This is a genomic window from Burkholderia sp. 22313 (genome assembly GCF_052045245.1).
GTDB lineage: Bacteria > Pseudomonadota > Gammaproteobacteria > Burkholderiales > Burkholderiaceae > Burkholderia.
In genome coordinates this window covers 14,872-38,283 of the sequence record NZ_JBQEON010000044.1, presented here as the reverse complement: position 1 = coordinate 38,283, position 23,412 = coordinate 14,872, and the positions used below count along the sequence as shown (strand labels likewise).

General features: G+C 67.2%; 21 protein-coding genes. 7 read left to right on the top strand and 14 right to left on the bottom strand.

The genetic code is table 11. From position 1 onward, the window contains the following. Positions 1-62: 62 nt before the first annotated feature. The 6 genes from ACTJKF_RS27850 (at position 63) to ACTJKF_RS27825 (ending at position 5,307) form a co-directional block, all read left to right on the top strand. Complete coding sequence (locus tag ACTJKF_RS27850) at positions 63-1,340, top strand: GspE/PulE family protein (protein ID WP_440627954.1); 1,278 nt, start codon at positions 63-65, stop codon at positions 1,338-1,340. Further along, positions 1,337-2,551, top strand: a complete 1,215-nt coding sequence (locus ACTJKF_RS27845) for a type II secretion system F family protein (protein WP_440627952.1) — start codon at positions 1,337-1,339, stop codon at positions 2,549-2,551. Before ACTJKF_RS27850 ends, ACTJKF_RS27845 begins: the two co-directional genes overlap by 4 nt. 57 nt (positions 2,552-2,608) lie before the next feature. Then, positions 2,609-3,520 carry a prepilin peptidase gene (locus ACTJKF_RS27840; protein WP_440627951.1) on the top strand — a complete coding sequence of 304 codons (912 nt, stop codon included), beginning with the start codon at positions 2,609-2,611 and terminating at the stop codon, positions 3,518-3,520. Between the two features lie 84 nt (positions 3,521-3,604). Then, positions 3,605-4,213, top strand: coding sequence for a dephospho-CoA kinase (coaE, locus tag ACTJKF_RS27835; protein ID WP_440627949.1), 609 nt, complete (start codon positions 3,605-3,607; stop codon positions 4,211-4,213). 109 nt (positions 4,214-4,322) lie between these two features. Further along, positions 4,323-5,078: a cell division protein ZapD gene (zapD, locus tag ACTJKF_RS27830; RefSeq protein ID WP_440627947.1), complete on the top strand. Its 756-nt coding sequence runs from the start codon at positions 4,323-4,325 to the stop codon at positions 5,076-5,078. Positions 5,079-5,106: 28 nt separating this feature from the next. Then, the gene (locus ACTJKF_RS27825) at positions 5,107-5,307 is read left to right on the top strand and encodes a DNA gyrase inhibitor YacG (protein WP_440627945.1); all 201 of its coding nucleotides are present in this window, start codon (positions 5,107-5,109) and stop codon (positions 5,305-5,307) included. A gap of 61 nt (positions 5,308-5,368) precedes the next feature. Here ACTJKF_RS27825 and ACTJKF_RS27820 read toward each other — a convergent pair whose 3' ends face one another. From ACTJKF_RS27820 to secA, 4 genes are all read right to left on the bottom strand, one after another. Next, entirely contained in the window at positions 5,369-5,812 is a 444-nt protein-coding gene (locus ACTJKF_RS27820; RefSeq protein WP_440627943.1) for an NUDIX domain-containing protein, read from the bottom strand. After that, positions 5,809-6,678, bottom strand: a complete 870-nt coding sequence (locus tag ACTJKF_RS27815) for an ATP-binding protein (RefSeq protein WP_440627942.1) — start codon at positions 6,676-6,678, stop codon at positions 5,809-5,811. Before ACTJKF_RS27815 ends, ACTJKF_RS27820 begins: the two co-directional genes overlap by 4 nt. Before the next feature lie 19 nt (positions 6,679-6,697). Next, a complete protein-coding gene (gene argJ, locus ACTJKF_RS27810; protein ID WP_440627940.1) occupies positions 6,698-7,939 on the bottom strand; it encodes a bifunctional glutamate N-acetyltransferase/amino-acid acetyltransferase ArgJ in 1,242 nt (413 codons plus the stop codon). Positions 7,940-8,082: 143 nt separating this feature from the next. After that, positions 8,083-10,881, bottom strand: coding sequence for a preprotein translocase subunit SecA (gene secA, locus ACTJKF_RS27805; RefSeq protein ID WP_440627938.1), 2,799 nt, complete (start codon positions 10,879-10,881; stop codon positions 8,083-8,085). Positions 10,882-11,148: 267 nt separating this feature from the next. Here secA and ACTJKF_RS27800 point away from each other — a divergent pair, with 267 nt between their 5' ends. Then, a complete protein-coding gene (locus ACTJKF_RS27800) occupies positions 11,149-11,628 on the top strand; it encodes a DciA family protein (RefSeq protein WP_440627936.1) in 480 nt (159 codons plus the stop codon). Between the two features lie 83 nt (positions 11,629-11,711). Here the strand turns inward: ACTJKF_RS27800 and lpxC are convergent, their stop codons facing one another. The 10 genes from lpxC to murD all read right to left on the bottom strand — a co-directional run bounded on the left by lpxC (position 11,712) and on the right by murD (position 23,409). Next, complete coding sequence (lpxC, locus tag ACTJKF_RS27795; RefSeq protein WP_440627977.1) at positions 11,712-12,629, bottom strand: UDP-3-O-acyl-N-acetylglucosamine deacetylase; 918 nt, start codon at positions 12,627-12,629, stop codon at positions 11,712-11,714. A 240-nt stretch (positions 12,630-12,869) separates the two neighbouring features. Next, positions 12,870-13,376 carry a peroxiredoxin gene (locus ACTJKF_RS27790; RefSeq protein WP_059535173.1) on the bottom strand — a complete coding sequence of 169 codons (507 nt, stop codon included), beginning with the start codon at positions 13,374-13,376 and terminating at the stop codon, positions 12,870-12,872. 200 nt (positions 13,377-13,576) lie between these two features. Next, positions 13,577-14,773 carry a cell division protein FtsZ gene (gene ftsZ / locus ACTJKF_RS27785; protein WP_011883181.1) on the bottom strand — a complete coding sequence of 399 codons (1,197 nt, stop codon included), beginning with the start codon at positions 14,771-14,773 and terminating at the stop codon, positions 13,577-13,579. A 189-nt stretch (positions 14,774-14,962) separates the two neighbouring features. After that, complete coding sequence (gene ftsA / locus ACTJKF_RS27780; protein WP_014898179.1) at positions 14,963-16,195, bottom strand: cell division protein FtsA; 1,233 nt, start codon at positions 16,193-16,195, stop codon at positions 14,963-14,965. 26 nt (positions 16,196-16,221) lie between these two features. Further along, positions 16,222-16,974, bottom strand: coding sequence for a cell division protein FtsQ/DivIB (locus ACTJKF_RS27775; protein WP_096506160.1), 753 nt, complete (start codon positions 16,972-16,974; stop codon positions 16,222-16,224). 19 nt (positions 16,975-16,993) lie between these two features. Beyond that, a complete protein-coding gene (locus tag ACTJKF_RS27770; protein WP_440627933.1) occupies positions 16,994-17,935 on the bottom strand; it encodes a D-alanine--D-alanine ligase in 942 nt (313 codons plus the stop codon). An 84-nt stretch (positions 17,936-18,019) separates the two neighbouring features. Beyond that, positions 18,020-19,417: a UDP-N-acetylmuramate--L-alanine ligase gene (murC, locus tag ACTJKF_RS27765; protein ID WP_440627931.1), complete on the bottom strand. Its 1,398-nt coding sequence runs from the start codon at positions 19,415-19,417 to the stop codon at positions 18,020-18,022. A 100-nt stretch (positions 19,418-19,517) separates the two neighbouring features. Beyond that, on the bottom strand, positions 19,518-20,621 hold the full coding sequence (murG, locus tag ACTJKF_RS27760) for an undecaprenyldiphospho-muramoylpentapeptide beta-N-acetylglucosaminyltransferase (RefSeq protein WP_440627930.1): 1,104 nt from the start codon (positions 20,619-20,621) through the stop codon (positions 19,518-19,520). After that, the gene (gene ftsW / locus ACTJKF_RS27755) at positions 20,618-21,901 is read right to left on the bottom strand and encodes a putative lipid II flippase FtsW (protein ID WP_440627928.1); all 1,284 of its coding nucleotides are present in this window, start codon (positions 21,899-21,901) and stop codon (positions 20,618-20,620) included. Before ftsW ends, murG begins: the two co-directional genes overlap by 4 nt. Continuing rightward, positions 21,898-23,409 (bottom strand): UDP-N-acetylmuramoyl-L-alanine--D-glutamate ligase, encoded by a 1,512-nt coding sequence (gene murD, locus ACTJKF_RS27750; protein WP_440627925.1) that lies wholly within the window; start codon positions 23,407-23,409, stop codon positions 21,898-21,900. The genes ftsW and murD overlap by 4 nt, the downstream gene beginning before the upstream one ends. Between the last annotated feature and the right edge of the window lie 3 nt (positions 23,410-23,412).

The window sequence follows — 23,412 nt, the reverse complement described above, 5'->3', positions numbered from 1 at the left end:
GCCGCCTGAGATACGAGACCATTTGCCGGTCACGATCAACAGGCGGCCGAGTGCCGGCTCACATGCACTTCCCTCCTCCCGGGGCGCCGCCGCACACGCAGCGGCCGCCCGTCTCCACCGACGCATCGCTGGCCGAGCCACCCCGTTCGCTCGATGCGACGCAACTCGACGATTCACCCGCCGTCCGGCTGCTGACGGACACGCTTCACGCCGCCCGCGTGCGCGACGCGTCCGACATCCACGTCGAACCATTCGAAACAGGCTGGCGCATCCGCCTGCGCATCGATGGTGTCCTGCATGAACAGGCGCGGCCGCCCGCTCATCTGCGCGATGCGCTCGTGACGCGGATCAAGGTGCTCGCGCGCATGGACATCGCCGAGCGCCGGCTTCCGCAGGACGGCCGGCTGCGCATCGCGGTCGACGGCGGCATGCGGGGCGACTACCGGGTCAGCTCGCTGCCCACGCTGTTCGGCGAGAAACTCGTGCTGCGCCGCCTCGAAACGCTGCCGCCTGACCTCACGCTCGCGCGTCTCGGCTTCGACGCGCAGCAGGCCGCGGCGATGGAGGCCGCGATCCGCGCGCCGCACGGTCTCGTGCTGGTCACCGGGCCGACCGGCAGCGGCAAGACGCTGTCGCTCTACTGCGCGCTGCAGATGCTCGATCGCGACGCGCACAACGTCTGCACGGTCGAGGATCCGGCCGAGATTCAGCTCGACGGCATCAACCAGGTCGGCGTGGCCGAAAAGGCCGGGCTCACCTTCGCCACCGCGTTGCGCGCGCTGCTGCGGCAGGACCCGGACGTCATCATGGTCGGCGAGATTCGTGACGCGGAGACGGCTGACGTCGCGATCAAGGCCGCGCAGACCGGCCACCTCGTGCTGTCGACGCTGCACACGAACGATGCGCCGGCCGCCGTCGCGCGACTGCTCGACATCGGCGTCGCGCCTTACAACCTGGCGGCCGCACTACGCCTCGTTACCGCGCAACGCCTCGTTCGGCGTCTGTGCGTCACCTGCCGCGTACGTTCGGACGCGCCGGCGCGCGTGCTGCGCGAAGCGGGCTGCGAATCGGCGGCACTGGAATCCGGATGGCGCCCTTTCGTCGCGCGCGGCTGTACCGCCTGCCACGGCATCGGCTATCGAGGCCGGATCGGCCTGCATCAGACGATGCCGGTTTCACACGAGATGGCTGAACACATCGTCGCGCGTGCAAGCGTCGGCGCACTCTCGCAGTGTGCGGCAGCCGAAGGCGTGCGCGGTCTGCGCGACGCGGCACTCGCGCACGTTCGCGACGGTACGACCAGCGTGGCGGAAGCGCTGGCCGCGACGCCGGACGCATGATCGCGATGCCTGCACCGCCGCATGAAACCCGCTTCGCGTGGCGCGGCCGCCGCCGCGATGGCACGCCGTGCCGCGGGAACGTCATCGCATTCGATGCAGCCGCCGCACGCGCGGCGCTCGCGCGCGACGGTGTCACGGTGCTGTCGCTCGACGTCCGCGGCACAGCCCGGCCGCCCGCGGCCGGCGCGCGGGAAGTCACGCGCTTCACGCGCCAGCTCGCGAGCCTGCTGCAAGCCGGACTGCCGCTCGCCCCGTCGCTCGAGATGCTCGCCCGCACCCGCACGCGCGACGGGCTGCCGCGCATCGCCGCGGGCCTCGCACGCGAGATCGTCGGCGGCCAGCGCTTCGCCGCCGCGCTCGCACGCTATCCGTCCCAGTTCGGCACGCTGTATCGCCAGTTGATCGAGGTGGGCGAAGCATCGGGCGCGCTCGGCACCGTCCTGACCCGCGTCGCGGAACACCGCGAACGCACGGACACGCAGTGGCGCAAACTGCGTGCGGCGCTCGCCTATCCGGTCGCCGTCATCGTGTTCGGGCTCGCGATCTCGGCCGCGTTGATGGTGTGGGTCGTGCCGACATTCCAGCAGATCTTCGACGGCTTCGGCGCCGCGCTGCCGGCGCCGACCCGCGCGCTGCTCGCACTGTCTTCCGCGACATCGGCCTGGGGCGGCACGTTCGTGGCCGGCGCCGCCTTCGCAGGGCTCGCCGCGCGCCATGTGCTGCAGCGCTCGCCGCGGCTACGCCATGCAGCCGCGCGGCACTTGCTGGACGCGCCGTTCATCGGCAGCGCGCTCACGCGGTTCGTGACCGCGCGCTGGTGCCGCTCGCTGGCAACGCTGCTCGGCGCCGGCGTCCCGCTCGCCGATGCGTTCGCCACGCTCGAACGCACGGCCGGCCATCCGGTGTTCGAGCAGGCCACCGCACAAATCGCGACGCGCGTGCTGCGCGGCGCGCGTCTTGCGGAGGCAATGCACGCGGCCGGCTGTTTCCCGGATGACGTCGTGCAACCGATTGCCGTCGCCGAGGAATCCGGCGCGCTCGACACGATGCTCGCCGATATCGCCGCACTCTGCGAACGCCAGCTCGACGCACGTCTCGATGCGCTCGCCGCCCTCGGCGAGCCGCTGATCGTGATCGTGCTGGGCGCACTCGTCGGCGGCCTCGTGATCGCGATGTATCTGCCCATCCTTCAGCTGGGCAACGTGGTGTAGCATCGCAACCGATTCTGTCGCCTTTAAAGTTCCAGTCCGAGCCCGAACCCGAGCCCCATGACGCCTGCGCCCCTGACCACCGTTCTCGATTCGCCCGCCAGCACGTTGCTCGCGCTGGCGATGCTGCCGCCCGCCGTGCAGTACGCCTTCGCGGCCGTGCTCGGCCTGTGCGTCGGCAGCTTCGTGAACGTCGTCGTGCACCGGATCCCGGTGATGATGCAGCGCGCGTGGCAGGCCGAAATCGCTGAAGCAACCGGCAACGCGAGCGGCGTGCCTGACGACGGCTATCCGCCGCACTACGATCTGTGGCGCCCGCGCAGCGCCTGCCCGCATTGCGGCCACGTGCTGCGCGCGTGGGAAAACATCCCGCTCGTCAGCTACCTGATGTTGCGCGGGCGCTGCCGTCAGTGCGGCCACGCAATCGGCGCGCGCTATCCGCTCGTCGAGCTCGCCGGTGCGCTGCTTGCCGCCGGTTCGCTCGCCGCATTCGGCCCCACCGTCGCCGCACTCGCCGCGTTCGGGCTGTGCGCCGCGCTGCTGGCGATGAGCGCGATCGATATCCGGACCGGTTACCTGCCCGATTCGATGACGCTGCCGCTGCTGTGGGCAGGGCTCGCACTGAACCTCGGCGGCACGTTCACGTCGTTACGCTCGGCCGTGGTCGGCGCGATGGCCGGCTACCTGTTCCTGTGGTCGATCTACTGGCTGTTCAAATGGCTGCGCGGCATCGAGGGCATCGGCTTCGGCGACCTGAAGCTGCTCGCCGCGCTCGGCGCCTGGATGGGCTGGGCCGCGCTGCCGCAGGTCGTGCTGTTCGCCGCGGTGACGGGGGCGATCGTCGGGCTTGCCGCGACCTGGCGCGGTCGCATGCGCTTCGAGGAGCCGATTCCGTTCGGTCCGTTCCTCGCGGCGGGCGGCGTCGCGACGCTGTTTTTCGGCACCCCTTTCTATTCGGCGCTCGGCGGCTGACATGACCGACCATCCGCGTCCGCCTGGTTCGCTGCGTCGCAGGTCGGCAATTCACCTCCTTGTGGCGGCCCGGCGGAGGCTCACATGTATTCGATAGGACTCACCGGCGGCATTGGCAGCGGCAAGACGACCGTCGCCGACCTGTTCGCCGCACGCGGCGCCTCGCTCGTCGATACCGACCTGATCGCGCATCGCATCACCGCGCCGGCCGGCCTCGCGATGCCGGCGATCGAGCAGGCATTCGGGCCGGATTTCGTCGCGGCGGACGGCTCGATGGATCGCGCCAGGATGCGTGCACTGATTTTCAGCGACGACGGCGCACGCCGGCGCCTCGAAGCGATCACGCATCCGCTGATCCGCGCGGAGACCGACCGCGAGGCTCGCGAAGCGCAGGGCCCTTACGTGATGTTCGTCGTGCCCCTGCTCGTGGAGTCAGGCAATTGGAAGGCGCGCAGCGATCGTGTGCTCGTCGTCGACTGCCCGGTCGAAACGCAGATCGCGCGCGTGATGCGACGCAACGGTTTCACGCGCGAGCAGGTCGAAGCGATCATCGCGAGACAGGCGACGCGCGAAGCGCGTCTTGCGGCAGCCGACGACGTGATCGTCAACGATGCGACGACACCCGATGCACTCGCCGCGCAGGTCGATGCGCTGCACCAACGCTATCTCGGATTCGCGGCCGCTGCGCACTGACCGTCGCGCGCTCTCGTGATGGTGTACGAAATTGGCGCGTTGCTAGGGTAGAGCGTGAGCATTAGAATGTCCTGCATTGTTTCAATCCCTACCCGAGAGGCGAGCGCGCTTGATTCTTTACGAGTATCCGTTCAACGAGCGAATTCGCACGCTGTTGCGCCTCGAAGACCTGTTCGAGCGCTTCGCGTTCTTTTTGGCTCAGGAGGACCCGCGCGAACATCACGTCGCGTTGACGACGCTGTTCGAAATCGCCGAGGTCACGGGCCGCGCGGACCTGAAATCGGATCTGATGAAGGAGCTCGAACGTCAACGCCAGACGCTCGCCCCCTTTCGCGGCAATCCGGGCATCGAACAGAATGCGCTCGAAGCCGTGCTCGGCGAAATCGAGCAGACGCTCGCCAATCTTGCGCAGATGCAGGGCAAGACGGGGCAGCATCTGGTCGACAACGAGTGGCTCGCCAGCATCCGCAGCCGCGCGGTGATTCCCGGCGGCACGTGCAAGTTCGACCTGCCGTCGTACTACGCCTGGCAGCAATGGCCCGCCGAACAGCGGCGCCAGGACATCGCGAAATGGATCATGCCGCTGCTGCCGCTGCGCGACGCCGTGACGATCGTGCTGCGGCTCGCGCGCGAATCGGGGCAGGCTTCGAAGGTGATGGCGATGCAGGGCAGCTATCAGCAGATGCTGTCGGGGCGCACCTATCAGCTGATGCAGGTGCGGGTGCCGCCGGAGCTGCATGTGATTCCCGAAGCGAGCGCCAACAAATACATGCTGTGGGTACGGTTCACCATGCAGGACGGCGACGTGCGGCCGCGCGCGGTGGACATCGACGTGCCGTTCCATCTGACACTGTGCAATCTGTAACGGCCGTGGGCCGGTTCGACGCTTTCGTATGACTACCGTTGTGAAATGTCCTTCGTGCGGCGCAGAAGTGCGCTGGACACCTGAAAACAAGTTCCGCCCGTTCTGTTCGGCCCGCTGCAAGCAGCTCGACCTCGGCGCATGGGCCGCGGAAAAGTACCGGATCGGCGGCGCAGCCGACGAGGGCCCCTCGTCGGAAGAAGACGACACCGACGGCCGCCGCGACAGCTGAGCGGCATACGGCACCACCCGTCAGCGGATATGGCCCGCGTTTCAGGCGGGCCGCCACGGCGTCATTGCGACGCCGCTTCCTTCTCGAGCAATTCCAGCACCGGCAGTGCCGCCGGCAACAGCGGCGCGACCTCGACCGGCAGTTGCTGCCACACGAACGCCTGCCCTTCCTTGCTGTGCGGCTCGCCCGTCCAGCCCGTCACCTTGCAGAAATAGAGCCGCACGTACGCGTGCGGATAATCGTGCTCGAGCGTATGCCAGCGGTGGCTGGCCGTGACGACGATGCCGAGCTCCTCGTGCAGCTCGCGCGCCAGCGCGTCCTCGACGCTCTCGCCCGCCTCCAGCTTGCCGCCCGGAAACTCCCAGTAGCCTTCGTACGGCTTGCCCTGCAGCCGCTGCGCGAGCAGGTACCGACCGTCCGGCTGCACCATCACGCCGACCGCGACTTCCGTCACCTTGCGGCCGTCGGGCGCGCGCACGGCGCCCGCTGCGAAATCCGCGCTCATGCCTGCTCCTTGCGGCCCGACCAGTCGCGCGCGAACTGCCACGCGACGCGCCCCGAACGTGAACCGCGCTCAAGCGCCCAGACGAGCGCGTCGCCGCGCGCCGTCTCGATCTCGGTATCCGCGCAGCCGAAATGGCGCAGCCAGTGCCCGACGATGTCGAGGTAGTCGTCCTGCTTGAACGGGTAGAAGCTGACCCACAGGCCGAAGCGCTCCGACAGCGAGATCTTCTCCTCGACGACTTCGCCGGGGTGGATCTCGCCGTCAGGAAGATGCTTGTACGACGCGTTGTCGCTCATGTACTCGGGCAGCAGGTGGCGGCGGTTCGACGTCGCGTAGATCAGCACGTTGTCCGACTGCGCGGCAATCGAGCCGTCGAGCGCGACCTTCAGCGCCTTGTAGCCCGATTCGCCTTCCTCGAACGACAGGTCGTCGCAGAACACGATGAACCGCTCGGGACGCTGCGCGATCAGATCGACGATGTCGCCGAGATCGTGCAGGTCGTCCTTGTCGACTTCGATCAGGCGCAGCCCGTCCTTCGCATACGCATTCAGGCACGCCTTGATCAGCGACGACTTGCCGGTGCCGCGCGCGCCGGTCAGCAGCACGTTGTTCGCCGGCTTGCGCTGCACGAACTGTCGCGTGTTCTGTTCGATCAACCCTTTCTGCCGATCGATGTTGTGCAGGTCGTCGAGCGTGATCGTCGACGCCGCCGGCACCGGCTGCAGATAACCGCGGCCCTGGCGCTTGCGCCAGCGGAACGCAGTGGCGGCATTCCAGTCGACGGCCGCCGGCGCGGGCGGCAGTATTCCCTCGAGGCGGCCGAGCAGCGCTTCGGCACGCGTCAGAAACTGTTCGAGCTTGTCCATGTCGTTCCTGCGCGCCCGGTCAGGAGCGGTAATCCGCGTTGATGCTCACGTAATCGTGCGACAGGTCGCACGTCCACACGGTTGCCCGTGCATCGCCGCGGCCGAGCAGCACGCGAATCGTGATTTCACTCTGCTTCATCACGCGCTGGCCATCCTCTTCCTGGTACGCCGGATTGCGGCCACCGGCCTTCGCGACGAGCACGTCGTCGAGATAGAGATCGATCTTGCCGACGTCGAGATCCGTGACGCCTGCATAGCCGATCGCCGCGAGAATGCGGCCCAGGTTGGGGTCGGATGCGTAGAAGGCCGTCTTCACGAGCGGCGAGTGACCGATCGCGTAGGCGATCTGGCGGCACTCTGCGACACTCTTGCCGCCTTCGACCTGCACCGTCATGAATTTCGTCGCGCCTTCGCCGTCGCGCACGATCAGCTGCGACAGCACCTGGGCGACCTGCGTCACTGCATCGCGCAGCGCCGCATACGCCGGCGAGTCGGTCGACGTGATCGCGGGCAGCGTGCTCTTGCCCGACGCGATCAGGATGAACGAGTCGTTCGTCGACGTGTCGCCGTCGATCGTGATGCAGTTGAACGAGCGGTCGGCCACTTCCTTCACGAGCGTGTCGAGCACCGGCTGCGCGACGTTCGCATCGAACGCGAGGAAGCCGAGCATCGTCGCCATGTTCGGCTTGATCATGCCCGCGCCCTTGCTGATGCCCGTCAGCGTGACCGTGTGACCGTCGATCGTCACCTGGCGCGACGTCGCCTTCGGCAGCGTGTCGGTCGTCATGATCGCCTGCGCGGCGTCGAACCAGTTCGCGGCCTTGCGGTTCGCGAGCGCGGCCGGCAGCCCTGCCTTCAGGCGGTCGATCGGCAGCGGCTCGAGAATCACGCCGGTCGAGAACGGCAGCACCTGCGCAGCGTCGAGGCCCGCGAGGCGAGCGAGTTCCGCGCAGGTTTCGCGGGTATTCGCGAGGCCCGGCTCGCCGGTGCCCGCATTCGCATTGCCGGTGTTCACGACCAGCGCACGGATGCCCGCGCCGCCCGCACGCACCTTCGCCAGATGCTCGCGGCACACGATCACGGGCGCGGCGCAGAAGCGATTCTCGGTGAATACGCCGGCGACCGTCGCCCCTTCGTCGACGGAAATGACCAGCACGTCCTTGCGATTCGGCTTGCGGATGTTCGCTTCCGCCCAGCCGAGCGTGACGCCGGCGACGGGATGCAGTTGGGCGGGATCGATCGACGGAAAATTGACAGCCATGGGGCACACCTGCCGGATGGAAAATGCCGGCACGCGCCGGCATTGATTGGAAGAACCGGCGGCCGCACGCGCGGGCCGCCGCAACTCACATCACTGACTCGAAGCTGCGAACGACGCGGCACGCGAACGCGCACCGCCGCCGATCATGACAGCTTCCCGTGACATTGCTTGTACTTCTTGCCGCTACCGCACGGGCACGGGTCGTTACGGCCGACCTTCGGCATTTCGCCGCCGGGGCCGCTGTGGGTCATCGCGCTGCCGACCATGTCGGCCGTCGCCGTGGCCGCCGCCGCGGCCGCGACGTTCGCCACCGGCGCACCGGATTCCGCGTAGTCGGCGTGCTGGTACTCGACGTTCTCGAGATGACCGCTACGCTCCTCGATCTGCTCGGCGGCTTCCTCGAGCTGCTCCGGCGACTGGATCTGCACGTTCATCACGATGCGCGTGACTTCCTGCTTGATCGCGTCGAGCATCGCGGCGAACAACTCGAACGCCTCGCGCTTGTATTCCTGCTTCGGGTTCTGCTGCGCGTAGCCGCGCAGGTGGATGCCCTGGCGCAGGTGGTCGAGCGCGGCAAGGTGTTCACGCCACAGGCGGTCGACCGTCTGCAGCATCACCGAACGCTCGAATGCGCTGAACGATTCGCGGCCGACCAGCGCGACCTTCGCCTCGTACTGCTCGTCGGCGGCGGTCGTCACGGCTTCGAGAATCTCCTCGGCCGTGATCGACGACGACTCGTTCACCATTTCCTGGATCGCGAGGTCGAGCTGCCAGTCGTTGCGCAGCGCTTCCTCGAGCTCGGGCACGTCCCACTGTTCCTCGATGCTGCCTTCCGGCACGAACTGGCGGACGACTTCGGTGATCACGCCGTGACGCATCGCCGAGATCGTCTCGGTGATGTCGTGCGCTTCGAGCAGCTCGTTGCGCTGCTGGTAGATCACCTTGCGCTGGTCGTTCGACACGTCGTCGTATTCGAGCAGCTGCTTGCGGATGTCGAAGTTGCGCGCTTCGACCTTGCGCTGCGCGGATTCGATCGAACGCGTGACGATGCCGGCCTCGATCGCCTCGCCTTCCGGCATCTTCAGGCGATCCATGATCGAGCGCACGCGGTCGCCCGCGAAGATGCGCAGCAGCGGATCGTCGAGCGACAGGTAGAAGCGCGACGAGCCCGGGTCGCCCTGACGGCCCGCACGGCCGCGCAGCTGGTTGTCGATCCGGCGCGATTCATGACGCTCGGTGCCGATGATGTGCAGGCCGCCCGCGGCCTTCACCTGCTCGTGCAGCGTTTCCCACTCGTCGTGCAGCTGCTTGATGCGGCGCGCCTTTTCGTCGGCCGGAATCGCTTCGTCGGCTTCGATGAATGCGGCCTGCTTCTCGGCGTTGCCGCCAAGCACGATGTCGGTACCGCGACCGGCCATGTTGGTCGCGATCGTGACGCGCTTCGGACGGCCGGCTTCCGCGACGATCGCGGCTTCACGCTCGTGCTGCTTCGCGTTCAGCACCTCGTGCGGCAGCCCGGCCTGCTTCAGCAGGTGCGACAGCAGTTCCGAGTTCTCGATCGAGGTCGTGCCGACCAGCACCGGCTGGCCGCGCTCGTAGCACTCGCGAATGTCGCGGATCACTGCGTCGTAGCGCTCCTTGGCCGTCTTGTAGATCTGGTCCTGCTTGTCGATCCGCTTCGGCGGGCGATTGGTCGGGATCACGACGGTTTCGAGGCCGTAGATCTCGTTGAATTCGTACGCTTCGGTGTCGGCCGTACCCGTCATGCCCGCGAGCTTCGCGTACATCCGGAAGTAGTTCTGGAACGTGATCGATGCGAGCGTCTGGTTCTCGCTCTGGATCTTCACGTGCTCCTTCGCCTCGACCGCCTGGTGCAGGCCGTCGGACCAGCGGCGGCCCGCCATCAGGCGGCCCGTGAATTCGTCGACGATCACCACTTCGCCGTTCTGCACGACGTAGTGCTGGTCCTTGTGGAACAGCGTGTGCGCGCGCAGCGCGGCGTACACGTGGTGCATCAGCGTGATGTTCTGCGCCGCGTACAGGCTCTCGCCGTCGCCGATCAGGCCCCACTCGGCGAGCAGTCGCTCGGCCTTCTCGTGGCCCGATTCCGTCAGGAACACCTGGCGCGCCTTCTCGTCGAGCGTGTAGTCGCCCGGCTTCTCGACGCCCGTGCCGTCGGCCTTCTCCTCGCCGATCTGGCGCTCGAGCAGCGGCGGCAGCGCGTTCATCCGCACGTACAGCTCGGTGTGATCTTCCGCCTGGCCCGAAATGATCAGCGGCGTACGCGCCTCGTCGATCAGGATCGAGTCCACTTCGTCGACGACCGCGAAGTTCAGCGCCCGCTGCACGCGCGCGTCGGTCTCGTAGACCATGTTGTCGCGCAGGTAGTCGAAGCCGAACTCGTTGTTGGTACCGTACGTGATGTCCGACGCGTAGGCCTGCTGCTTCTGGTCGTGCTCCATGCCCGACAGGTTGATGCCGACCGACAGACCGAGGAAGTTGTAGAGGCGCGCCATCCATTCGGCGTCGCGCTGCGCGAGGTAGTCGTTGACCGTCACGACGTGCACGCCGCGGCCCGCCAGCGCATTCAGGTACACCGGCAGCGTCGCGACGAGCGTCTTGCCTTCGCCGGTACGCATTTCCGCGATCTTGCCGTAGTGGAGCACCATGCCGCCGATCATCTGTACGTCGAAGTGACGCATCTTCAGCACGCGGCGGCTCGCCTCCCGGCAGACCGCGAATGCCTCGGGCAGCAGCTTGTCGAGCGACTCGCCCCCGGCGATCCGCTGGCGGAACTCATCCGTCTTGCCGCGCAACTGGTCGTCCGTCAGCTTCTCGATCTGCGTTTCGAGCGCATTGATCGTCGCGACGGTCTTTTGGTATTGCTTGACGAGCCGCTGGTTGCGGCTGCCAAAAATTTTCTGGAGAAAACCGGTTGTCATCGGATCGGACCCTGCGTCGCAGCACCGGCGCCCGGCGCGTGTTGCGCGCCCCGACGCCCGAGCCTCGGCGGCTTAGCGAATTAGTGGAATCAAACGAGGAATTTTAGCACGCGAGGAAGCATGCGCCGGTGTCCCGGCCCGACGCGCGCCGCACGCCGAGGCCGCGCGGGCAACCGGGCGCACGCCCCGAAAGCCGCCCGTGCGCAAGCCGGCGCGGGTACAATCGGCGTCAACGTCCGCGCGCGTGCGCGCCCGAAGAATGCCTCGATGAACCGATTTTCCAAGCGTTTCGGCCCGCTCGCCGCGTATCGCCCGCAACCCGTGTCCGAAGTGCTCAACCGCACCGACGCGTTCGCGGCGCTGCGCGCCGGCGTCGAACAGGTCGCGTCGCTGCAGCGCGACCTCGCCGCGCTCCTGCCCGATTATCTTGCGAACCATGTCGAACCGGGCTCCATCAAGGACGGCACCCTGACCCTCTTTGCCGCACACAATGCGCTCGCGGCACGGCTGCGGCAGGTCGAGCCGCGTCTGCTCGCCGATCTCCAGAAGCGCGGCTGGCCAGTTTCGACACTGCGCGTGCGCGTGCGGCCGAAGGACGCGCCGGAACCGCCGCACGTCAAGCAGGCGCGCATGACCACCGTCGGCGCCACCGCATTGCGCGAGCTTGCCGATCACCTCGAGCCGTCGCCGCTGCAGGCGGCGCTCGCGCGAATGGCCGCGCGGCACGGCGCGAAGTCGTCGCGCTGAACGCGCCGCCGACCGCCACCGCCCGACAACCAACAAAAAAGCGACCCGGAGGTCGCTTTTTTATCGCGCGTGCCGGACGCCGCTCAGGCGAAGGCCGTCTGCGTGTCGAACGCGAAGCCGCTCGGTGCGGCCTGCGGATCGTCGAACGTGACGATCTCGTATGCGTCTTCGTGCGCGAGCAGTTCGCGCAGCAGCGCGTTGTTCAGCCCGTGACCCGACTTGTACGCCGTGTACGACGCCAGCAGCGGATGGCCGACCACGTACAGGTCGCCGATCGCGTCGAGCATCTTGTGCTTCACGAACTCGTCGTCGTAACGCAGCCCGTCGTTGTTCAGGATCCGGTATTCGTCGAGCACGATCGCGTTGTCCATGCTGCCGCCGCGTGCGAGGCCCAGCTCGCGCATCATCTCGACTTCATGGGCAAAGCCGAACGTGCGCGCCCGCGCGATCTCGCGTACGTACGACGTATTCGCGAAGTCGACCTCGAGTTCCTGGCCGGTCTTGTCGACGGCCGGGTGGCGGAAGTCGATCGTGAACTTCAGCTTGAAACCGAAAAACGGATCGAGGCGGGCGAACTTGTCGCCATCACGGATCTCGACTGGCTTCTTCACCTTGATGAAGCGCTTCGGCGCGTTCTGCTCCTCGATGCCCGCCGACTGGATCAGGAACACGAAGGACGCGGCGCTGCCGTCCATGATCGGGATTTCCTCGGCCGTCACGTCGACATAGAGGTTGTCGATGCCGAGACCCGCGCACGCCGACATCAGGTGCTCGACGGTCGACACGCGCGCACCATCCTTCTGCAGCACCGACGCGAGCCGCGTGTCGCCGATCGACATCGCGGATGCCGGAATGTCGACGGGCGTGGGCAGGTCGACGCGCGCGAAAACGATACCCGTGCCCGGCGCAGCCGGACGGAGCGTCAGTTCGACCTTGCGGCCCGAGTGGAGACCGATACCCACGGTCTTCACGATCGATTTGATGGTGCGCTGCTTCAGCATGATGGTCTTCATCTTGATTGAGAATATCAATCAGGAGTTATATTCGATAGGTGAGATTATAGCGTAATTCCCTATTCAACGCTGTTTGAAACTGCGTATCAATCTGTTTCGGCTGTTTACCCGCGCCGATACGGGACGGGCCGATGCCCGGAACGGAGGCGTTTCCGGTCATCGGCCCGTGTTACAACTGCCCTGAGGCGGGTGAGCAGCGTTGCCGGCAGGCAACGGCGCACCGCACGATCAGGACGTCAACGTCGCGAGCACACTCGCCGCATCGCTCACTTCGAACTTGCCCGGCGCTTCGACGGCCAGCGTCTTGACCACACCGTCGTCGACCACCATCGCGTAGCGCAGGGAACGGATTCCCATGCCACGCGCGGACAAATCCTGCGTCAGCCCCAGCGCATGAGTGAAAGCAGCGCTGCCGTCCGCCATCATGCGCACCTTGCCCGCGGTGTGCAGATCACGTCCCCATGCGCCCATCACGAATGCGTCGTTGACGGACACGCACCAGAGCTCGTCGATGCCCGCCGAGCGCAGTTGCTCGGCGTGCTCGACATAGCCCGGCACATGCTGCGCCGAGCAGGTTGGCGTGAAAGCACCCGGCAATCCGAAGATCACCACCCGCTTTCCCGCAACCTGGTCGCGCACGCTGCAGGCATTCGGCCCCAGCGTGCAGCCTTCGCGCGCGTCGTCGATGAACTCGAACAGTTGCGCGTCGGGCAGCGCGTCGCCCACTTGAATCATGGCTGGTCCCTCATAGCGATACGGTTTTTCAGCGTGTTGCGGACAGCACGTCCCATCCCGCTCCGCTCATGCGAAGAGGGCACGTCTCCCGGCCCGGCGTCGCATCCGACGCGGCCTGTCGTGGTCCGTGGCATCCGTCACGCCGGCGTTACCGCGGCAATCTCGGCGATTGCGTCGCGGCTTCGCCTGTGTGTGCGTCGTCAGTCAGCCTGCTTGCGCAGGAAAGCCGGGATGTCGTACGTATCGACACCCTTCTCCTGCAGCGCCTGCACGTGCGATGCCGCGGTTTCGCGCGAGTTGCGCCACACCGCCGGCGTATCGAGCGCGCCGTAGTCGGCCGTGCTGACGTGTTGCGGCTGTGCATAGCCGTGCGAGACCGCGCTGACCGGCTGGTTGTCGGTACCCGTGCGCAGCAGCGTCATCGGAGCCGATTGCTGCTTCTTCGCCGCACGGCCCAGACCCGTCGCCACGACCGTCACGCGCAGCGCATCGCCCATTGCGTCGTCGTACACCGCACCGAAGATCACCGTGGCATCTTCCGCCGCGTAGCTCTTGATCGTGTTCATCACTTCGCGCGTTTCCGACAGGCGCAGCGAACGGCTCGACGTGATGTTGACCAGCACGCCGCGCGCGCCCGACAGATCGACGCCTTCGAGCAGCGGGCTCGCCACGGCCTGTTCCGCCGCGAGGCGCGCGCGATCGACACCGGCGACCGTCGCCGTGCCCATCATCGCCTTGCCCTGCTCGCCCATCACCGTCTTCACGTCTTCGAAGTCGACGTTCACGAGGCCATCGACATTGATGATTTCAGCGATGCCTGCGACCGCGTTGTTCAACACGTCGTCCGCGCACTGGAAGCACTTGTCCATCTCGGCGTCATCGCCCATCACGTCGAACAGCTTGTCGTTCAGGACGACGATCAGCGAGTCGACGTGATCCTCCAGTTGCTGCGAGCCAGCTTCCGCGACGCGCATGCGCTTGCCGCCTTCGAACTCGAACGGCTTGCTGACGACACCGACCGTCAGGATGCCCATCTCTTTCGCGATCTGCGCGACCACCGGCGCTGCGCCCGTGCCCGTGCCACCGCCCATGCCGGCCGTGATGAACACCATGTGCGCGCCGCGCAGTGCATCGGCGATGCGCTCGCGTGCCTCTTCCGCCGCCGCCTTGCCCATCTCCGGCTTCGCGCCGGCGCCGAGGCCGGTGTTGCCGAGCTGGATCACGGACGGTGCGCGCGCACGCGACAGCGCCTGTGCGTCGGTGTTCATCACGATGAAGTCGACGCCCTGCACGCCACGGTTGATCATGTGCTGAACGGCATTGCCGCCAGCGCCGCCAACGCCGACCACCTTGATGATGGTGCCGTTGGTTTCGGTTTCCAGCATTTCGAATTCCATTGTTGCCTCCGTCAAGAAAATAGAACTACTCGGCCGTTATTCGGCAGGAGATCGGGCAACCCCCTGTCGCGCGCCAGCCGCCGGCACCAGCGCGAATTTCGATTCGTTCGTCCGAGGAAAACGCCGGGCCGCCCCAGGCTTTCCCGGCCCCCTCGGGGGGCAGGCTCGGCGTGCCGAGCCGTGGGGTACTCAAAAATTGCTCAGGAACCATTCCTTCATCCGCGAGAAGACCTGCCCCGCGTTGCCGGACTGCACGGCGACCTTGCGGCCGCGCATGCGCTGGGCACTGCCTTCGACGAGCAAGCCCATCGCCGTCGAGTAGCGCGGATTGCGCACCACGTCGGCCAGGCCGCCCGCGTATTCCGGCGCGCCGATGCGCACCGGTTTCAGGAAAATGTCTTCGCCGAGCTCGACCATGCCCGGCATCATCGATGCCCCGCCGGTAATGACCACGCCGGAGCTCAGCAGTTCTTCGTAACCCGACTCGCGCACGACCTGCTGCACCAGCGAGAACAGTTCCTCGACGCGCGGCTCGATCACGGCGGCGAGCGCCTGGCGCGACAGCGTGCGCGGACCGCGTTCGCCGAGGCCCGGCACTTCGACCATCTCGTCCGGATCGGCAAGCGCCTGCTTCGCGATCCCGTAGCCGACCTTGATGTCTTCCGCGTCCGGTGTCGGCGTGCGCAGCGCCATCGCGATGTCGCTCGTGATCTGGTCGCCGGCGATCGGAATCACCGCGGTATGGCGGATCGCCCCTTCGGCGAAGATCGCGATGTCGGTCGTGCCGCCGCCGACGTCGACCAGCACCACGCCGAGATCCTTCTCGTCTTCCGTCAGCACGGCCAGCGACGACGCGAGCGGCTGCAAGATCAGGTCGTTCACTTCCAGCCCGCAGCGGCGCACGCACTTGACGATGTTCTGCGCGGCGCTGACCGCGCCCGTCACGATGTGCACCTTCACCTCGAGGCGGATGCCGCTCATCCCGATCGGCTCGCGCACGTCTTCCTGGCCGTCGATGATGAATTCCTGCGTGAGGATGTGCAGCACCTGCTGGTCGGTCGGGATGTTGATCGCCTTGGCGGTCTCGATCACGCGCGCGACATCCGTCTGCGTGACTTCCTTGTCCTTGATCGCGACCATCCCGCTCGAGTTGAAGCTGCGGATGTGGCTGCCCGCGATCCCCGTAAACACGTTGGTGATCTTGCAGTCGGCCATCAGCTCGGCTTCCTCGAGCGCGCGCTGGATCGACTGCACGGTGGCCTCGATGTTGACCACCACGCCCTTCTTCAGACCTTTCGATTCGCTCTGGCCGAGGCCGATCACCTCGTAATGGCCTTCGCCCTTCAGCTCGGCGACGATGGCCACCACCTTCGACGTGCCGATGTCGAGGGAAACCAGCAGATCCTTGTAGTCTTTGCTCATAAAGTGCTCTTGCGTGTGATCTCTCGTTACTTCTTGCGCTTGTCGGTATCGGTCAGGAACCGCATGCCTGCCGCACGAATCGCGAATCCGTTCGGATAACGCAGGTCCGCGTACTCGATGTCGTTGCCCCAACGCTCCGTGACGGCCGGCCATGCGGCGACGAGGCGCTGGCTCCGGTCATGCAGGGTTTCGCTGGTGCGCTCCTTGCCCAGCTCGACCTGCATGCCGTTCGACAGCTTCACCGTCCACGCGTAGCGCGCCGACAGCGTCACTTCTTCCGGCGCCGCCTTCAGCGGCGCAAACCAGTTCGTGAAGTCGCGATACCGCGTGACGACTTCCTTCGCACTGCCCTCCGGGCCGTCGAACGCGGGCAGCTCGTGATCCAGCTCGCCCTGGTTCGCCGTGAACAGCTCGCCGTCGGTGCTCACGAGCTGCGCGCTGCCCCAGGTCCCGAGCGGTTTGTACTCCTCGAGCGTGACAGCCAGCGCATTCGGCCACACCCGGCGCACGCTCGCGTGGCGCACCCATGGCATCTGCTCGAACGCGGCACGCGCCGTGTCGAGATCGACCGTGAAGAAATTGCCCTTCAGCCGGCCGACCACGCCCGCGCGCACCGTCGGCGTGTTGATGTGCTCGGTGTCGCCGTCGATCCGGATTTCGCGCAGCGCGAAGGTCGGACGCTGGATCAGCCAGTAGCAGCCGGCCGCCGCCAACACGAGCAGCAGCAGCGCGTACAGCGCGCTGGCGGCAAGGTTGAGTTGGCGAACGTTGTTCCACATACGTCGTTCCGTTCCTGCGTCAGTCGTTGAGCGTAAGCGACAGCACCTTCACGACCAGCTCCGAATAGCTGATGCCGATCGAGCGCGCAGCCTTCGGCGGCAGCGAGTGGTCAGTCATTCCGGGGGCCGTGTTCACTTCCAGGAAATACGCGTTGCCGGCGGCGTCGAGCATGAAGTCCGCCCGGCCCCAGTCGGTGCAGCCGAGCACGTCGAACGCACGGCGTGCGACGCGCTTCAGTTCCTTTTCCTGTTCCGCGGGCAACCCGCACGGAATCAGGTATTGCGTATCGTCGGCGACGTACTTCGCGTGGTAGTCGTAGAACTCGCCGGCCGGCACGATCTTGATCAGCGGCAGATCGAGATCGCCGGCGATGCACGCGGTGTATTCGCCACCGCCTTCGATGCTCTTCTCGACGATCACGATCTTGTCGTGCGTGGCGGCTTCCGACAGTGCGGCGGGCAACGCGTCCGCCGTCTTCACCTTCAGCACCGCGACGCTCGAACCTTCGCTCGCCGGCTTCACGAACAGCGGCACGCCCAGCTTCGCGACGATCTCCGTCGCGCGCGCCGCGTAGTCGTCGCCGCGCATCACCGTCTCGAACGGCGGCGTCGGCACGCCCGTCTGCTGCCACACGAGCTTCGTGCGGAACTTGTCGAGGCCGAGCGCCGAGCCGAGCACGCCGCTGCCCGTGTAGCGGATCCCGTAGAAATCGAGCGCGCCCTGGATCTGGCCGTTCTCACCGTAGCCGCCATGCAGCGCATTGAACGCGCGCACGAAACCTTCGTCCTTCAGCGCCGACAGCGGCCGCTCGGCCGGGTCGAACGGATGCGCGTCGACGCCCGCGTCGCGCAGGCCCTGCAGCACGAGGCGGCCCGAGGTGAGCGACACCTCGCGCTCGGCGGATTCGCCGCCGAACAACACCGCCACCTTGCCGAAACGTTTCGGATCGATTCCGCTCATGTCAGCCTCCGCCGGGCCGCCCCAAGGAGGCTGACCGCCCCCGCGGGGGGCAGCGAATGAAGTGAGCGTGGGGGTCGTTTCATGTCATGCCTTCTGTTGTGTGTGTTGCACGAGCTTCGCCGGCACGCCGCCGATCGAACCCGCGCCCATCGTGATCACCACGTCGCCGTTCCGCGCGACCTTGGCCAGTGCGTCCGGCACGTCGTCGACCGTCGCGACGAACACCGGGTCAACCTTCCCAACCGCGCGCAGCGCGCGCGACAGCGCGTCGCCGTTGGCCGTCGCGATCGCCGCTTCGCCGGCCGCATAGACTTCCGTCAGCACCAGCGCGTCGACCGTCGACAGCACGTTGACGAAATCGTCGAAGCAGTCGCGCGTGCGCGTGTAGCGGTGCGGCTGGAACGCCAGCACGAGGCGGCGGCCCGGGAACGCGCCGCGCGCCGCTGCGATCGTCGCGGCCATCTCGACCGGGTGATGGCCGTAGTCGTCGATCAGCGAGTACTGGCCGCCGTCCGCGCTCGGCACCTCGCCGTAGCGCTGGAAGCGCCGGCCGACACCGTTGAATTCCGCCAGCGCCAGCTGGATCGCGTCGTCCGACACGCCGAGATCGGTCGCGATCGCGATCGCCGCGAGTGCGTTCTGCACGTTGTGCAGGCCCGGCATGTTCAGCACCACCGGAAGCGGCGCGCGGCCTTCGCGGATCACCGTGAAGTGCATGCGGCCGTCGCGCGCGTCGATGTCTTCCGCGCGCACCTGCGCGTCCGGCGACAGCCCGTAGCGCACGACCGGCTTCGAGATGAACGGGATGATCTGCCGCACGTTCGGATCGTCGACGCACACGACCGCGCTGCCGTAGAACGGCAGGCGCTGCGTGAATTCGATGAACGCCTGCTTGAGCCGCGCGAAATCGTGGCCGTAGGTGTCCATGTGATCGGCGTCGATGTTCGTGATGACTTCGATCACCGGATACAGGTTCAGGAACGACGCGTCCGACTCGTCGGCCTCGGCGACGATGAAGTCGCCCGTGCCGAGCCGTGCGTTCGCGCCGGCGCTGATCAGCCGGCCGCCGATCACGAAAGTCGGATCGAGGCCGCCCGCCGCGAGCACGCTCGCGACGAGGCTCGTCGTCGTGGTCTTGCCGTGCGTGCCGGCAATCGCGATCCCCTGCTTCAGGCGCATCAGTTCCGCGAGCATCACCGCGCGCTGCACGATCGGCACGCGCTGGTGGCGTGCGGCCAGCACTTCGGGGTTGTCCGAGCGCACGGCCGTCGAGACGACGACCGCGTTCGCACCCTCGATGTTCGCCGCGTCGTGACCGATCGCGATCCGCGCGCCAAGCGCCGCGAGACGGTCGGTCACCGCGTTGCGCGACAGGTCCGAGCCGCTGACCTCGTAGCCGAGGTTGACGAGCACTTCGGCGATGCCGCTCATGCCCGCGCCGCCGATCCCGACGAAATGAATATGTTTGACGATGTGTTTCATGTCAGCCTCCGCCGGGCTGCTCCGTGCTTCGATGGAAGCGCCCGCGGGAGACGGGGGGGCTGAGCCCCCCCGAGCGAACGAAGTGAGCGTGGGGGTTGTTTCATTTAAGTGTTTCCAGGTTCGCGCCGGCCGCCTTCGCGCAGACGCGCGCGACTTCATCGGTGGCCTCGGGCTTTGCCAGCGAGCGCGAACGCTCCGCCATCTCCGCGAGCGACGCCCGCGACTGGCCGCGCAGCCAGTCCGCGAGCAGTTCCGCCGACAGGTCGCGTTGTTGCACCAGCACCGCCGCGCCCGCATCGGCGAGGAACGCGGCGTTGGTCGTCTGGTGATCGTCGACCGCGTACGGGAACGGCACGAACAGCGCCGCCACGCCCACGGCCGCGATCTCCGACACCGTCATCGCGCCCGAGCGGCAGATCACGAGATCCGCTGCCGCGTACGCGGTCGCCATGTCGTCGATGAACGGCACGAGCCGGACGTCGTCGCCGCCGGCGAAACCGGCCGCTTCGTAGTTCGCCTTCAGCGCGTCGATGTGCTTCGCGCCGGCCTGGTGCACGATGCGCGGGCGCTCGCCCGGCGCCAGCAGCGCCAACGCGCGCGGCACGACTTCGTTCAGCGCGGCGGCGCCGAGACTGCCGCCGACCACCAGCACGTTCAGCGGGCCGCTGCGCGATGCATAGCGTCCTTTGGGTGTTGCCGTGCGCGCAAGTTCCGCACGAATCGGGTTGCCGGTCCATTCCGCGTGCGGCAGCGCGCCGGGGAACGCGACGAGCACGCGCTTCGCGAATTTCGCGAGCACCTTGTTCGCGAGACCCGCGATCGAATTCTGTTCGTGCAGCACGAGCGGACGCCCCGACAGCGCGGTCATCACGCCCGCCGGGAACGTGATGTAGCCGCCCATCCCGAGCACGACGTCCGGTCGCACGCGGCGCAGTGCGGCGAGGCTCTGCCAGCACGCGCGCAGCAGGGTGAACGGCAGCGTCAGCTTGGTCTTCAGGCCCTTGCCGCGCAGCCCGCCGAAGCGCACGTATTCCATCGGAATGCCGTGCTTCGGCACGAGCGTCGCTTCCATCCCGGCCGGATTGCCGAGCCATACCACGCGCCAGCCCGCCGCTTCCATCCGGTGCGCGACCGCCAGCCCCGGGAACACGTGGCCCCCGGTGCCGCCTGCCATCACCATCAGCGTGCGTCGCGACGCGGTCATACCTTCCCTCCGCGCATCAACACCCGGTTCTCGTAGTCCACCCGCAGCAGCACCGCGAGCGCAATACAGTTCAGCAAGATGCCCGAACCGCCGTAGCTCACGAGCGGCAGCGTCAGCCCCTTGGTCGGCAGCAGGCCGAGGTTCACGCCCATGTTGATGAACGTCTGCGCGCCGAACCAGATGCCGATGCCCTTCGCCATCAGGCCCGCGAACGTGCGGTCGAGCGCGAGCGCCTGACGGCCGATCTCGAACGCGCGGCGCACGATCCAGTAGAACAGCAGGATCACGACCAGCACGCCGACGAAGCCGAGTTCCTCGCCGATCACCGCGAGGATGAAGTCGGTGTGCGCTTCGGGCAGGTAGTTCAGCTTCTCGACGCTGCCGCCAAGGCCGACGCCGAACCACTCGCCGCGGCCGAACGCGATCAGCGAGTGCGTGAGCTGGTATGCCTTGCCCTGCGCGTAGCGTTCGTCCCACGGATCGAGATACGCGAAGATCCGCTCGCGGCGCCACGGCGACAGCCACACGAGCATCGTGAAGGTGCCGACCGCCGTCGCGACCAGGCCGCCGAACAGCTTGCCGTTCACGCCGCCGAGGAACAGCACGCCCATCGCGATCGCGGCGACCACCATGAACGCGCCCATGTCCGGCTCGAGCAGCAGCAGCGCGCCGACGAGACCGACCGCGAACGCCATCGGCAGGAAGCCCTTCGCGAAGCTCTGCATGTACTCCTGCTTGCGCACCGTGTAGTTCGCCGCGTAGATCGTCACCGCGAGCTTCATGATTTCCGACGGCTGCATGTTCGTGATGCCGAGCGGAATCCAGCGGCGCGCGCCGTTCACGCCCTTGCCGACGTGCGGGATCAGCACGATCACGAGTCCGACCAGCGCGATCAGGAAGAGATGCGGTGCATATTTGTCCCACGTCGAGATCGGCACGCGGAACGCGATCACCGCCGCGATGAACGCGACGACCAGCGAAATGCAGTGACGCATCAGGAACGCGTAATCGTGATACGACGCGTATTTCGGCGAATCGGGCATCGCGATCGACGCCGAATACACCATCACGACGCCGAGCCCGAGCAGCGCGATCGCGACCCACAGCAGCGAGTAGTCGAAATCGAGCATCCGCGAGCGGCTCGGCCGCACCCCGTTGACGACACTCGCGAGGCCGCCGGTCGCGGCGCGCGTGGCCGACGCGACGCGGCCGCCGGCGGCATTGCCGCCGGTGTCGCGCCGGTCGTTGAAACGGGAGACGAGGCGATCGGACCAGCTCATGACGTCGCTCCTTTGTCGATGGCGACTTCATCCACCGCCGCGCGGAACACGTCCGCGCGATGGGCGTAATTCCGGAACATGTCGAGGCTCGCGCATGCGGGTGACAGCAGCACCGCATCGCCCGGCTCGGCGAGTTCGGCTGCGGCGTGCACCGCGCCTTCGAGCGTCGCGTGGTCGGCGAGCGGCACGCCGGTTTCGGCGAGCGTGTCGCGAATCGCCGGCGCGTCGCGGCCGATCAGCATCACCGCGCGGCACCAGCGCGCGACCGGCGCGACCAGTGGCGCGAAATCCTGCCCCTTGCCGTCGCCACCGGCGATCAGCACGATCTTCTGCGCGAGCCCGTCGAGCGCGGCAACCGTCGCGCCGACGTTCGTTCCCTTGCTGTCGTCGACGTAGTCCACGTCGTCGATCGTCGCGATCACTTCGACGCGATGCGCTTCGCCGCGGTATTCGCGCAACGCGTGCAGCAGCGGCGCGGCCGGCAGGTCGATCGCACGCGCGAGCGCGAACGCGGCCAGCGCGTTCGCCGCGTTGTGCAGCCCGCGGATGCGCAGCGCGTCGGCCGGCATCAGGCGTTTCGACGCGATGTCGGGCGTATGGGCGCCGTCGCGCTTGCGGCGGCGGCTCGTCGTCGTTTCGTCCGGCGCGTCGCGGTCGATGGCTTCGACCAGCCACGCGATACCGTTGTCGCGCGACAGGCCGTAGTCGCCATCCTGCACGGGTTCATTCAGGCCGAACGTGACCGTGCGCGCCGCATCCGCCGCGCCGGCGGCCGGCGCGAACTTCATCACGGCCGCATCGTCGCGGTTCAGCACGCGCGTCGTCGTCGCGCCGAAGATCCGGCCCTTCGCCGCCGCATATGCGTCGAAGCTGCCGTGCCAGTCGAGGTGATCCTGCGTGATGTTGAGAATCGCGGCCGCATCGGGTGCGAACGTGCGCGCGGTTTCGAGCTGGAAGCTCGACAGCTCGAGCACCCAGACGTCGGGCAGCGCGGTTTCGTCGATCGCGTTCGCAAGCCGGTCGAGCATCGCCGGGCTGATGTTGCCCGCGACAGCGACCTTCTTGCCCGAGCGCTGGCACAGCAGGCCCGTGAGGCTCGTCGTCGTGGTCTTGCCGTTGGTGCCCGTGATCGCGAGCACCTTCGGCTGGTAGCCGCTCGTGCCGAGCGCGCGCAGCGCCTGCGCGAAGAATTCCAGCTCGCCCCACACCGCGATCCCGCGCTCGTTCGACGCTGCGATCAGCGCAGCCAGTGCAGGTTCGAGCGGCGACAGGCCGGGGCTCAGCCCGACGATCTCGACGCCGCCGTCGAGCAGCGCGGGCGTGAACGGGCCGCCGACGAACTCCGCATCGATGCCTTCGGCCTGCAGCGCGGCAAGGTTCGGCGGCGCCTCGCGGGTATCGGCAATACGCAGCCGGCACCCGTGCCTCGCGCACCATCGCGCGATCGCGAGACCCGATTCCCCGAGCCCCAGTACGAGCACCATCGGCCGCTGCCGATCTCCAAACATCTC